The organism is Oligoflexus sp. (assembly GCF_035712445.1).
Classification (GTDB): Bacteria; Bdellovibrionota_B; Oligoflexia; order Oligoflexales; family Oligoflexaceae; genus Oligoflexus.
The window spans coordinates 1-12,704 of record NZ_DASTAT010000007.1 but is presented as its reverse complement, the minus strand read 5'-3'; the positions used below and the strand labels follow the sequence as shown (position 1 = coordinate 12,704).

Genomic DNA, 12,704 nt, shown 5'->3' with positions numbered 1-12,704 from the left:
GGGAATTTCTCGGATGGCTTGCGTGCGTGTTCTTTTCTCCAATGGCTCGCTGACGTGTATTGGTCGGCTTACCGTCCCGACACGCTCTTAAGCCCAGGATGCACGGATTTTCCAGCCAGGAAATCTCCAGGCACCCTGGGGGCCCAGCAAAACTCCATTTTTAAAAATAAATACACTCCTTTGGCTGAACGGAGCATCCATGCGTCTTCAGGTGCGTTGGGTTATTGCGTTTGCTGTGGTCTCCATCACAGTGGCGATAGCTTTTTCCGCAATATGGTGGGCTTTCCTGCCTTTGTTTTTCATTCTGATCGTGGCCGTTTACGACCTCGGTCAGACGCGTCATACCATTCGAAGAAACTTTCCGGTCGTGGGTCATTTCCGATACCTTTTGGAATCCATAAGACCTGAAATTAATCAGTATTTTATCGAATCAGACATTGACGGAACGCCGATCAATCGTGAAAAGCGCTCCCTCGTCTATCGTCGCGCGAAAAGCCAGCGTGATACAGTCCCTTTTGGCTCGCGTCACGACATGTATGCGCCAGGTTTCGAATGTCTGCATCATGCGCTGTTCCCCACCCAGGTGAATGCCCGGGCTCTGCGTGTGACCGTCGGTGGCCCGGCCTGTCGCCAGCCCTATGACGCCAGCATCTTTCACATTTCTGCCATGAGCTTCGGCGCTCTGAGCAGTCGTGCGGTCGAGTCCTTGAATGCGGGCGCGGCCATGGGCCAGTTCGCGCACAATTCCGGGGAAGGTGGCATCAGTGAGTATCATTTGAAGCACGGTGGGGATTTGATTTGGCAAATTGGAACAGGTTACTTTGGATGCCGCAAGGTTTCGGGCGAATTTGACGAGAATAATTTCAAAATTACCGCGGCCCGACCCCAAATCAAAATGATCGAGATCAAGCTCTCTCAAGGCGCGAAACCAGGGGCTGGCGGTCTTTTGCCCGGCCGCAAGGTGAACGATGAAATCGCCCAGGTTCGCGGTGTTCTGCCCGGCATGGATATAGCGTCGCCTCCCCGTCATCAGGTTTTTGATTCAGTTCGCGGGCTTTTGGCTTTTATCGAGCGTTTACGCACGTTAAGCGATGGAAAACCCGTAGGCATCAAGCTTTGCGTGGGTCGTCCCGAAGATATAGAAGAGCTCTGCCTTGAAATAGTGCGAAGCGGGATCATGCCCGACTTCATCAGCGTCGACGGTGCCGAGGGCGGGACCGGAGCGGCTCCATTGGAATTCACCAATCACATGGGTTTGCCCTTAACCGAGTCCCTGGTTCTGGTTCACAACAGTCTGATCCGGCATCAGCTGCGGTCTCATATCCGCATCATCTGCAGCGGCAAGATCATCAGTGGCTTTGATATTGTGCGAGCGATGGCTCTTGGGGCAGATATCTGCGCCTCGGCTCGCGGCATGATGTTGGCTTTGGGCTGTATTCAAGCTTTGAAGTGCGATTCCGATCATTGTCCCACGGGTATCGCCACTCAGAATCCCCACCTCGTGGCGGGGCTGGTGACCACGGAAAAATCCAAACGCGTGGCCAATTATCATCGTAAGACTGTGGAATCCGTCGCTCAGATCCTGGGCGCCATGGGTTTAAGTCACTGCCGTGAGATCACGGCTGACTTGATTTCCCGGCGCTCGACTGACGGCGAGCTGAAGCGCTTGCGCGAGAGCTTGGGCATAGCGTCTTTTTCATCGGAGGTTTTTGACTATGAAAACAGTCACTCAGTTTCAGGACATAAAAACGGAACAGCGGATTGAAATGATCACCGATCAGGATTTGAAAAGAGTCTTAAGCTTCCTTCGCGGCGACTGCCGGGACATTTCCATCGTCGAGATGTGGGAAGAGAAGATCGAAAAAGCGGAAATTATCATGCAGGACGAGGCGCCACCTGACCTCGTGACCATGAATTCCATCATTCGCTGCGGAGACAGTAACTTCACCCTGGTTTTTCCCAGGGAAGCGGATATTGATCAGGGCCGCATCTCAATCCTCGCTCCACTTGGAATGGCGCTTTTGGGTGCGCGCGTGGGTCAGACCATCAGCTGGCAGGCACGCGATGGCCAGATGCGGGCACTCGTGATTGATTCGATTTCGTACCAGCCGGAAGCCAGTGGAGACTGGCATCTTTGAACTGAAAGGGGGCTTTTGTGATCAGAAAATTTTTCCGGAATCTCAGTTCGATCGACGTCGCCATCGATCTTGGAACGTCGCATACCTCAGTTTATATCAGGGGGGAAGGACTGGTTTATAAGGAGCCCTCTGTCATCAGCCTGCGTGATATCGGCTACAAAAAGTCCATTCTAGCGATAGGCAACGAGGCCTTCCAAATCATGGGCAAGGAACCGCAGGGCGTGGAGACGATCAAACCGCTCCAAGGCGGTGTGATTGATCAGCTGGAAGCCACCAAAGCCATGCTGAATGAAATCGCAAAGCGCACCCGTATCCATCGCTTTTTGAAGAGGCCAAGAGTTTTGATCGGCGCTCCCTACTCCATTTCGGATGTGGAGCGAAGAGCTGTTATAGATGCCACCAGCATCCTGGAAAGCCCTTCGGTGACCATCGTCGAGGAACCTCTGGCCGCTGCGATCGGTGCGGATCTCGACATTTCCGAGAGCATTGCCAATATGGTTGTCGATATCGGAAGCGGTATAACGGAAGCTGTGGTGATTTCCCTCGGCGGGATTGTTCATTCCGAATCCATTCGCATTGGTGGTGATGCCATCACGGAGTCGCTGGTCCATTATTTCCGCAATCACTGCAACCTGATCGTCGGCGAACGAACGGTTGAAGAACTCAAGCCTGGTCTTTGTGATGTCTATGGGCAGTTCGAACAAAGCGTCACCGTGAAAGGTATTGATGTTCATTCCTATCTCCCGCAGACGAGGCAGATCAGTTCCCGGCAAGTCAAGGACGCCATCCTCGGTCCCGTCAGTGCCATTATTCGAACGGTACGGCAGATGCTGGAAAATACGCCCCCTGTGCTGTCGGGCGATCTGATCGACCGGGGCATTATCCTGACCGGCGGATCAGCCCTTTTGCAAAATCTCGCCAGTTTGATGGAAGCGTCTTGCGGCGTACCTGTAAAAATCGCCAAGGATTCGGCAGGAGCCACGCTGCGTGGGACGAGCCGCATGTTAGAGGAGATGGAAGTCATCCGTATGGTGAGCGCGTAAAAATATTCGATCGCTGCGGCATGGAAAGCCTGCCCTTCCCGGACAGATTGCGTCCGCTTTTGGGACAATTTCAGGGTCTAAGAGAAAAAAATCCAAACATATTAGGGCATTGTGGATTGGCATGAGCGCTGCAATCAGGGGCTCGCAGGAACATTTCGTTCCATCCATTCAAGGGAGAACCGGAGTAATACAATGTCAGCCCTTATCCTCATCGCAGCCGCACTTTCCACGCTCGTCATGTCGATCGTCCTGTCAGGAATGCTTATCCTGTCGATAAAAGATCTCGTAGCTGCGTTTTCCGATAAGCTTACGCTTCCCTTGGGCAGCGTCTACCATGGGAAAGTTCGCAGAATCCGCGCCATGGCCACCGTTGCCTGAGCTGCCAACCGAGGCATCCTCATGAATCAACACCTCATCATCGGAATGCAAAGACTTCGGCTGCGGGGCTCATTCCTATATGAATTAATGCGACATGGGTGATCCATTCAGTTCTGGTTTTCGCCTTCATGATTTAGATTGATCAGATAATTTTCATTCGATCATGGAGGACCTATGAAAACGCTTGCGCAGGCCTTGACCCGCGGAATCACCCCCCTGCTTCTTTTTATCCCCCTTAATCTCATGGCCGCTACGGATTTTGTCAAAGGCCGCTACGACGTGGACCCCGCGCACACCCGCGTTTCCTTCGTGATCCCTCACTTCGTTGTTTCGGAAGTCGAGGGTCGATTCAATGATGTGAAAGGTGAATTCACACTGGCCGAGCCCTTTACGAATACGAAAGTCTCGGCCACCATTCCGGTGAAATCCATCGACACCGGCGTCGCGAAACGTGACGAACACCTTCGTTCCAAGGATTTTTTTGAAGTCGAGAAATTCCCCGAGATGAAACTTGTCAGCAAATCCATAACAGGAACCCCCGAGGCCTTTAAAATGGTGGCGGCCTTGACCATCAAAGGCGTAACCAAGGATGTGACCTTCGATGGCAAATACACGGGATCAGTCAAAGATCCCTGGGGTCAGCAGAGAGCAGCGCTGCAGGCTTCGGCGACCATCAATCGAAAGGACTTCGGCATCAACTATAATGATAAAGTCGATATCGGCCCGGCGGTGGGTGACGAGGTGAAAATCAGAATCTGGACGGAAGGCGTGAAGGCGGAAGATGCGCAAAAAGGACCGCCGAAGAAATGAAGTGAGGCATGACCGCAGCCTTCCTGATCAGTTTGGCTGCGGCCTCAGGCTTACTCTTCGTCTGCGATATACTTTTCGTATTCAGAAGCCGAGATCAACTCGCCATCTTCCTTCGCGTATTCCACCTGAACCAGCCAGCCGTTTTTATATGGATCTTCAGCCAGGCCTTCAAGGTTCTTGGTGGCAGCCGTATTCACCTGAGTAACTTTGCCAGTGATGGGCATATAGAGGTCGGACACGGTCTTGGTCGACTCGATGGTGCCAAAGGTCGCGCCGGCTTTGAAATTTTCGCCAACTTTAGGCAGTTCCAGGTGAACCACGTCGCCGAGCTGCTCCAGGGCGTAGCCTGTCACACCGATGGTTGCTTTGCCGTTTTCAAGGCGGATCCACTCATGTTCACGGGTGTATTTAAGGTCCTTAGGAAATGACATTGTTTACCTCTTTCAAGCATGAAAATACGGCTCAGGCGATCACTTAACCTGTGCCGAATATAGGGGTCTTTTTACGATCTTCGCAACTTTTCTTTTGCCGCGCACATCAACTTCAAAGGTATCACCCACCTGGCCGCCATCCTTTTCAATCAGCGCCATGCCGCCCGAAAATTCAAGCGTGGGAAGGAAGGATCCGCTGGTGACCACACCGATCTTGCGATCGCCCTTATAAATATCCATGCCGTGGCGGGGAATCCCCTGCTCTTCCAGCTGGAACGCCACCATTTTACGGGCGGGAATTTTACCAGCCTTCTGGGCTTCCATTTTTTCCTTGCCCAGGAAATCACCTTTTTCAAAGCGCACAGCCCAGCCGATGCCCGCTTCGATCGGCGTTACGGTTTCATCCATATCGTTGCCGTAAAGCAGATAGCAGGCTTCCAAACGCAGCGTATCCCGAGCGCCCAGGCCAATGGGCTTGGCCGGTGTTTTTTCCAAAAGGGTCGTGAACGCCTGCTCAGCCACAGCGTTGGGCAGATAGATTTCGTAACCCCATTCGCCGGTATAACCGGTGCGCGCCGTGTAACCCTTCTTGCCGAAGAAGTCTGTGGGCATGATATCGGTGTATTTCAGCGTTTCCACTTTCTTCTGATCATCCGCATTCAAAAGCGCCTTCAGGCTTTCCAGGCTTTTTGGCCCTTGAATCGCGATCTGAGCCCAGTCGGGTGACTGATTGTCGAGCTTCACGTTATAGCCGGCCTTGTGCTCGACCAGCCACTGATAGTCCTTGTCCGCGTTCGAGGCGTTGACGCAGAGCAGATAGGTGTCTTCAGCCAATCTGTAGATAATAAGGTCATCCACAAAACCCGCGTCCGGCGTCGGCAGCGCACTGTATTGACCGTTGCCGATGCCCAGGCGGCTCACATCATTCACTGTGTGAAACTGCAGAAATTTCAGAGCATCGGGGCCGGATACGAAAATCTCGCCCATGTGCGAGACATCGAAAATCCCGCAGCCTTCCCGCACGGTTTTATGTTCCGCGAGGACGCCTTCGTAACTGATGGGCATATCCCAGCCGCCGAATCCCGCTGTCTTCGCTTTCAGCTTTTTATGGATGGCATATAAAGGTGTGGTCTTGAGCTTTTCTTCCATATTGGCGCCCCTTATCCTAACGATTTTACCGAGGCCCCGAGGGTACCTAAGGCCCCCCGGAAAGTCCAGGGCGCAGCCGCCAGAACTGTTGACTTGCGCCGCAAAAAAGGGTCTTGTCACCCGGTCATTCGAACGAAGGAAAGGACCCTTGGCATGCACCCATATCTTGACATACATCCTGAAGTTGCCCAGGCCAAAGCGGAGGGCCGTGCGGTCGTCGCTCTGGAGTCGACCATCATCGCCCACGGGATGCCTTATCCGCAGAATGTGGCGACGGCGCGTGAAGTGGAAGCGATCATCCGATCAGAGGGCGCGGTGCCGGCCACGATCGGGATTATCAAAGGTCGGGTGAAGATTGGTCTGACCGATCAGGAACTGGAAAGTTTCGGTCAGAATCGTTCGGTGGAAAAAGTTTCGCGTCGGGACTTTCCGCTTTTGATTGCTCAGAAAATGGACGGGGCCACCACAGTCGCGGGCACCATGATCGCGGCGCAGTGGGCCGGCATCCAGGTTTTCGTCACCGGCGGTCTTGGAGGCGTTCACCGCGGAGTCAGTGAGTCCTGGGATATTTCCGCGGATCTGACCGAGCTGGCCCAGACGGATGTGGCTGTGGTCTGTGCGGGTGTGAAGTCGATCCTGGATATTCCCAAGACGCTTGAAGTTCTTGAGACCTCGGGTGTTCCCGTGATCGGATATCAAACGGATGAATTCCCCGCGTTTTTCACCCGTTCGAGTGGATGCCCTGTCCTGCAAAGGGTTGATGAACTTTCGAAGCTGGCCGCGATCATCAAGACCAAATATGAATTGGGTCTGAGGGGCGGCGTGGTCGTCGCCAATCCCATTCCCCTCGAACACGAGATTCCTGCGATCGAAATCATGCGAACGATTGAAGAGGCTTTGCGCGACGCTCAAACCCAGGGCATTCAGGGCAAGGCTGTGACTCCTTTTCTTTTGAAAAATATCGTCGAGCGAACCCAGGGTCGCAGTCTAAAATCAAACATCGCCCTGGTGAAGAATAATGCGCGCGTGGGAGCGCAGCTGGCGGTGAGTTTAACCCAATTCATGTGATGGGATGAATGCCGATGAATTCCTTCGTTCGAATGTGCGCCGGGGCGGCTTTATTCCTGACTGTCCTGCCTGGGAACGGCGGCTGTCAGACCTTGCAAAAGGATGAGGAACTCGTCGTCTTTCCATCCTTTGCCTATGAAGGCCGGGACGGGCTAGTGCATCTGAGTTTTCGGGCCTGGATATTTGAACCCGAAAAGGATTCGCTCTGGCGTAAATCGCTGGTGAAGTCGGTACAGGGTTTTTTTCCGGCGCCTGAATTTCCATCCGAGCAAAAGACTCTGGAGCGTCGTCTCCATGGTTTTACAGCGGATAACAAGGAGTATAAATCTCCGGCTTTTCTGCTTGGGATGCGATCCATCAATCCAGGACCCAGCGGCGCGGATGGGCATATAACAGCGGAGTGGAATCTCACTCTGCCCGCTTCGGAAAAGGCTCAATTGGAAACCGGGGCCTTGCCTTTGACCTGGCAGCAGGGCGGCCGGCAGACGCCGATTTGGATTTCCCCAGAGGGTCTGTCGGTTGTTTCGGATATTGATGATACGATCAAGATCACGCAGGTTTTGAATCGTAAGGCTTTGGTGACGAACTCCCTCATCAAGGAATATCAGCCGGTCCCCGGCATGCCGGGACTCTATGCGCGACTCGCAGCCAGGCGTGCGGTATTTCATTACGTTTCCGCTTCGCCCTGGCAGCTCTATCCGGATTTAAGCGCATTCATTCAAAAGAATTTTCCGCACGGAACCGTATCATTACGGAAGCTGCGCTGGAAGGATTCCAGCACAGTCGACTTTCTTTGGAAGGATTCGCTCGCTTATAAGACATCGACCATTGCAGAGCTGATGGAGCGATTTCCCAAAAGGAAGTTTCTTCTGATCGGGGATTCCGGCGAAAAAGATCCTGAAGTCTATGACAGTCTGCGTCGACGTTTTCCTGCGCAAATTACCGGCATTTTGATTCGCATACCGCCGGAGCAAAAGTCGACAGATCGCAAGGAGGGCATGGAATACTTCCGTGAGCCCGCCGAGCTTGAGTTGGTTTTAAAGCGCTGGGGACTTTGATCAGACGACAATTCTTCCCAAGTCTGGCTTTTTTGCCTCATTTTTAAGCAGGTTGAAAGAACCTAATTCTTACTGTTCCCTGTAAGAATGTACGAATCTTCCGGGAAATTTGGGTGTTACCGGCACTCATTCGAACGGATGGGTGCCCGGCTTCGTACTCTTTTTTCATAAAAAATTTCATGGCTTGAACTGAAATATTCGCAAGGCTCTGCCGATAGAGGAAGGGTCAAGTGAATGGGATAGCTATCGAATGAGATTGATCTTAAGCATAATCTTTTTGTTTTTGTCGAATCTGGCAGCGGCTATGCCCTTTCAGGTGACATTCATTCAAGATGGCAAATCCAAGGACGTGAGCCTCCCCCACATCTGGACTCAGGATCCCGCTTTAAAAAATCTGAATCGGGGCCAGTATGAACTCGTCATTCCCGCCTCGAATGGTTCAGATGATCTGGCTCTACTCATCAATCCCAAGCATACGCAGAACACGATAGTCTATCAGGTCTTTCGCAATGAGCAGGAGATCTTCCGCTTCGGGAATCCGGAGCAACCGGATCGCCTGACTGATCTTATCATCCCAGGCAAGCCCATCGTACTCAAAGCGTCCCAGGAACCCATCACTTTAAGAATTGTCGTGACGACCAACCGTCATACCCTTTGGCCGGGAATTCACAAGATAACTCTTGAACCCGCGGCAGAGTATGAACGCCACGCTTATCGTGATGCGCTGATGGCGGTCGGGCTGATGGGTGCCATCGTCATTGTCGCCTTCTACCACGCCATGCTCTGGATTTTGAATCGCAAGGAACGCAATCAACTCCTCTTCGTCGCATTCTGTATGATGGTTTTGATCTTCGCCGGGCTCCATATCTCCCGCGTATTCTTCCAGTTCCATGCTGTGAATGTCCATATGTTTTGGATGCTGCAGTCCCTCGCATGGTTTGGTTCTGTTGTATTTGTCGATGCTTTTTCCTATGAGATGTTCCCCAAAGAATATCCTGCGAAGAAGATCTGGATAACGCTGTCGTTTGCCATAAGCTGCTGGATTGGTAATTTCTTCAGCCTCTATAGCATGCTCGTCTTTCAGGTTTACAGCTGGATCTTCATCGGCCACATCGTGATTTTCGCCAGTCGCCTCGCCCTGACTCCGAAACGTGAGAACCTTCTTTTCACCTGCATTTATGCCCTTCTCGTGGCGGGAACTCTGTTCGATCTTGCCTCGGGCATTGACCTGCTGAATGTCCCGGCCCTCATGCCCTTTTGCTTCTTCGGCATCATCTGCATCGAGTCCTATCTTCTGTCCTATGTCAATCAGCAGACGTCGCACCGCCTGATGAAGGAGCAAATGCAGCGTGAGGAAGTTGAGGAATCCATGCTGGCCGTCCAGGGACTGCGCGAGCGCATTGACCAATCGGCTCAGTTGATTCCCGGTCTGCGCGTTCACTCGTTCTATCGTCCAGCCGAGCGTTTCGGTGGTGACTGGCTGTCGCTGACCTATCTTTCGGAATCGCGTCACAGCATCGTTCTCGTCGGAGATGTCACGGGTCACGGGATTGGTTCCGGGCTTCTGGCCGTTTCCATCGGGGCCACCATCCACGGCGCGCTCAGCGTTTTGGAGTCGATGGGCAAAAATCTGAGCATTGAAGAGAAGCTCGACTACATAGCCCAGGCCATCCACTATGCTGTCATGGATATCAGCAAACGTTTGAATAAGGGCATGACGCTGGCACTTATCGGGATGGATCTGGAAAAGGGCTACTACGTGGTGCGGAATCACGGTCATCCCTTTCCTTATCTTGTGCGCGAGGATTCGGTAAAAATCCTTATGGCCCGTGGCTCACTGCTCGGAACCGAGGAGGTGCCATCAGCCGATCTCGTCCGCCTTGATTTCCAGCCTGGTGACAAGATCTTTGTCTATACGGATGGCCTTATCGAAAATCGAAATGAAGCAGGCAAAGTCTTGCCACGCCGCGAGCTGGAGCGTACTCTTCTGGCTGTGGCTCGCAATGAAAAGCATATCGAGGACTTTGAACAGTATACCCGCGCTGCGGGTGAAGATTCGCACGATGCCGATGACCTTGCTTACCTCTATCTGGAGTGGAAAAAGGCTTCCTAGGCTGCCGTGATGTCTCCGACGCGTTCGACTGTCCACTCAATCTGCGATTATTGCTGCAGACCATTTGTTCAAAACTCACCAGCTTACTGCAGGAGTCCATCATGCGAACTCTTCGATACTGCATCAACATCACTTTGGACGGCTGCTGCGATCATCAAGCCGGCCTGCCGACCGAAGCTGTGCACCGTTTTCATGCCGAGAGCCTGGCTCGGGCCGATGCTCTGATCTTTGGCCGCGTAACCTATGAAATGATGGAATCTGCCTGGAGGTGGCGAGAGGGGAAAAGGCCTGAATGGATGGCTGATTGGATGGAGCCTTTCAGTCGGACAATCGATGCCTCGAAAAAATACGTTGTGTCGAGCACACTCGATCGAGTCGACTGGAATGCAGAGCTGGTGCGCGGGGATCTGGGGCAGACTGTCCAAAAGCTCAAACGTGAGCCTGGTAAGGAGCTGCTGGTATGCGGCGTGACGCTTCCTCTGGCGCTGGCAGAGCTGGGCTTGATCGACGAGTACGAGTTCGTCGTCCAGCCCAGGCTTGCAGGCCATGGTCCAACGTTGTTAGCGGGGCTATCGAAGTACGTTGACCTTAAGCTCGTGAGCCACAAGGAAATCGACTCCGGAATGGTCGTGATGCGATACCAGGCGAAAAAATAGTTTAGTTCCAGTTCTCTCCCAGACTCGCATACCGATCCGTTGCTGCAACCAGAGCCCTTGAATTCCCGGGCTCACCCGCGGCATGTCCGGCGTCGGGTGTGATCATCAATTCCGCTTCAGGCCACTTTTTGTGCAGTGCCCACGCGGAAGTCAAAGGACACACAACATCATAGCGACCGTGAACGATGGTTGCAGGAATATGGCGAATGCGATCGACGCCCTGCAGAAGGAAATCGTCGCGATCGAAGAAGCCTTTGTTTACAAAATAGTGGCATTCAATCCGCGCAAATGCCAAAGCGAACTCGGCGGCATCGAACTTATCGACAAAGCCGGCTTCCGGTAAAAGCTTGCTTGTGCGTCCTTCCCAGACGCTCCAGGCGCGAGCGGCTTTCAAGCGAACTTCGGGATCGTCTGAGGTCAGGCGTTTATAATAGGCGCTCAGGAAATCATTCCGTTCGGCAGGCGGTATCGCTTCTCGGTAAGCTTCCCATGCATCTGGATAAATCTCGCTTGCACCAAACTGATAGAACCAATCAATCTCCTGCTTTCTCAAAAGAAAAATTCCGCGAAGAACGAGTTCCGTGACAACTTCGGGATGCTTCTGTGCATAAGCAAGAGCGAGAGTGCTCCCCCACGAACCACCAAACACCTGCCAGCGTTTGATGCCAAGGTGCTGGCGCAGGGCTTCCATATCAGCAACCAAATGCCAGGTGGTGTTCTCTTCCAGACACGCATGCGGTGTGCTCTGTCCACATCCACGCTGATCAAACAGAATAATGCGGTAACGTTCTGGGTCAAAGAAACGCCGATGACCCGCATCGGTTCCTCCACCGGGGCCGCCGTGGACAAAGACTACGGGCTTGCCTTTGGGGTTACCTGATTCTTCAAAATAAAGTTCATGAACAGAGGAAACTTTCAGACGACCCTTGCGATAGGGTTCAATCGCCGGATATTGCCAGGTCAGAGGATCGCGTCGAACAGCCATATTTTGCCTCAAAATTCAGGTGTTTCATGAACTGCATATCCTGAACTGATACCCAGAGGCAAGGCCTGGAGACTTTCAACCACGACCAAAAATTTTTCTTTGAAGTTTTTACGGTTGCACTTATGGTAGGCGACAACATTGGCTTTAGGGTGGAAGCCGGAGCGCCAACTCCAGCTTCCCGAAACAACGGAGCCTGACAATTTACCCAAAGCGGACCCCGCCGTTCCGTAGACACGGATCATAGGCGACTCGCGCCCGCTTTTCAATGTCAGACGCTCCCTCACGGATTGAGGGACCCATGTCACAGGCACAGCTTTCTTATAATTCCCCGGAACATCCAGCATTTTCAGGCGGTCGCTATCTCAAAGCATTCGACCATCTTCATGACATCGACCATTATGAACACAGCATACTGACCTATCTCGGTTCCCTGATGCCTTTTGATAAAGGGTTCATCGACCATCCCGCGTTCCCATCCATCGCTACAATCGCCCGCTGTACAAAAATAAGTGAATCCACGGTGCGGAAAAAACTCCGTTCGTTAGAGTCAAAAAATTATCTGAAAACCAAAGCCGTCCGCTTCCTAAACACGCAAGGCAAATTCCAACAAAGCTCCAACGACTATCACTTCACAACCAAAGCCTTCGACCTCTATCAGGACGTCCAGGCCACCAAAAACCAAATCAAACACATTCGCAAGCGCACGCGCCTTAGACTCATCCCACGCACCCCTCCCCTCTCCTCCACGCACCCAGACCCCACTCCCGAAACCACTCATCCCCACCGCGAGCCGTCGCCTAATTCCTATAGGGAAAACCCAAAAGAAGATCACCAGCACACAGTTTCCTGTTCCGAAGATCGGGATATCTCCATGT

General features: G+C 52.7%; 14 protein-coding genes. 10 read left to right on the top strand and 4 right to left on the bottom strand.

The genetic code is table 11. The features are described from left to right. Positions 1-199: 199 nt before the first annotated feature. The 5 genes from VFO10_RS00940 (at position 200) to VFO10_RS00920 (ending at position 4,369) form a co-directional block, all read left to right on the top strand. Positions 200-1,765 carry an FMN-binding glutamate synthase family protein gene (locus VFO10_RS00940; RefSeq protein ID WP_325136783.1) on the top strand — a complete coding sequence of 522 codons (1,566 nt, stop codon included), beginning with the start codon at positions 200-202 and terminating at the stop codon, positions 1,763-1,765. Then, positions 1,716-2,138: a GreA/GreB family elongation factor gene (locus VFO10_RS00935; protein WP_325136782.1), complete on the top strand. Its 423-nt coding sequence runs from the start codon at positions 1,716-1,718 to the stop codon at positions 2,136-2,138. Before VFO10_RS00940 ends, VFO10_RS00935 begins: the two co-directional genes overlap by 50 nt. A 17-nt stretch (positions 2,139-2,155) precedes the next feature. Next, positions 2,156-3,181 (top strand): rod shape-determining protein, encoded by a 1,026-nt coding sequence (locus VFO10_RS00930; RefSeq protein ID WP_325136781.1) that lies wholly within the window; start codon positions 2,156-2,158, stop codon positions 3,179-3,181. 192 nt (positions 3,182-3,373) lie between these two features. Next, entirely contained in the window at positions 3,374-3,559 is a 186-nt protein-coding gene (locus VFO10_RS00925; protein WP_325136780.1) for a hypothetical protein, read from the top strand. Positions 3,560-3,733: 174 nt separating this feature from the next. Next, positions 3,734-4,369 (top strand): YceI family protein, encoded by a 636-nt coding sequence (locus VFO10_RS00920; RefSeq protein WP_325136779.1) that lies wholly within the window; start codon positions 3,734-3,736, stop codon positions 4,367-4,369. Positions 4,370-4,419: 50 nt separating this feature from the next. On the opposite strand, the gene gcvH is transcribed toward VFO10_RS00920, so the two are convergent. Together gcvH and gcvT are read right to left on the bottom strand one after the other, a co-directional pair. Further along, on the bottom strand, positions 4,420-4,800 hold the full coding sequence (gcvH, locus tag VFO10_RS00915; protein ID WP_325136778.1) for a glycine cleavage system protein GcvH: 381 nt from the start codon (positions 4,798-4,800) through the stop codon (positions 4,420-4,422). Between the two features lie 39 nt (positions 4,801-4,839). Then, entirely contained in the window at positions 4,840-5,949 is a 1,110-nt protein-coding gene (gcvT, locus tag VFO10_RS00910) for a glycine cleavage system aminomethyltransferase GcvT (RefSeq protein ID WP_325136777.1), read from the bottom strand. Between the two features lie 153 nt (positions 5,950-6,102). On the opposite strand from gcvT, the gene VFO10_RS00905 reads away from it, so the two are divergent. From VFO10_RS00905 to VFO10_RS00890, 4 genes are all read left to right on the top strand, one after another. Continuing rightward, positions 6,103-7,017 carry a pseudouridine-5'-phosphate glycosidase gene (locus VFO10_RS00905; protein ID WP_325136776.1) on the top strand — a complete coding sequence of 305 codons (915 nt, stop codon included), beginning with the start codon at positions 6,103-6,105 and terminating at the stop codon, positions 7,015-7,017. A 14-nt stretch (positions 7,018-7,031) separates the two neighbouring features. Beyond that, positions 7,032-8,075 (top strand): App1 family protein, encoded by a 1,044-nt coding sequence (locus tag VFO10_RS00900; RefSeq protein WP_325136775.1) that lies wholly within the window; start codon positions 7,032-7,034, stop codon positions 8,073-8,075. 250 nt (positions 8,076-8,325) lie between these two features. Continuing rightward, positions 8,326-10,188 carry a SpoIIE family protein phosphatase gene (locus VFO10_RS00895; protein ID WP_325136774.1) on the top strand — a complete coding sequence of 621 codons (1,863 nt, stop codon included), beginning with the start codon at positions 8,326-8,328 and terminating at the stop codon, positions 10,186-10,188. A 101-nt stretch (positions 10,189-10,289) separates the two neighbouring features. Then, positions 10,290-10,844 (top strand): dihydrofolate reductase family protein, encoded by a 555-nt coding sequence (locus tag VFO10_RS00890; protein ID WP_325136773.1) that lies wholly within the window; start codon positions 10,290-10,292, stop codon positions 10,842-10,844. Between the two features lies 1 nt (position 10,845). Here VFO10_RS00890 and pip read toward each other — a convergent pair whose 3' ends face one another. Both pip and VFO10_RS00880 read right to left on the bottom strand, forming a co-directional pair. Further along, on the bottom strand, positions 10,846-11,829 hold the full coding sequence (pip, locus tag VFO10_RS00885; RefSeq protein ID WP_325136772.1) for a prolyl aminopeptidase: 984 nt from the start codon (positions 11,827-11,829) through the stop codon (positions 10,846-10,848). Positions 11,830-11,837: 8 nt separating this feature from the next. Then, positions 11,838-12,071: a hypothetical protein gene (locus tag VFO10_RS00880; protein WP_325136771.1), complete on the bottom strand. Its 234-nt coding sequence runs from the start codon at positions 12,069-12,071 to the stop codon at positions 11,838-11,840. A 56-nt stretch (positions 12,072-12,127) separates the two neighbouring features. Here VFO10_RS00880 and VFO10_RS00875 point away from each other — a divergent pair. After that, positions 12,128-12,704: helix-turn-helix domain-containing protein (locus VFO10_RS00875; protein ID WP_325136770.1), on the top strand; the 577-nt coding region annotated here is incomplete at its 3' end.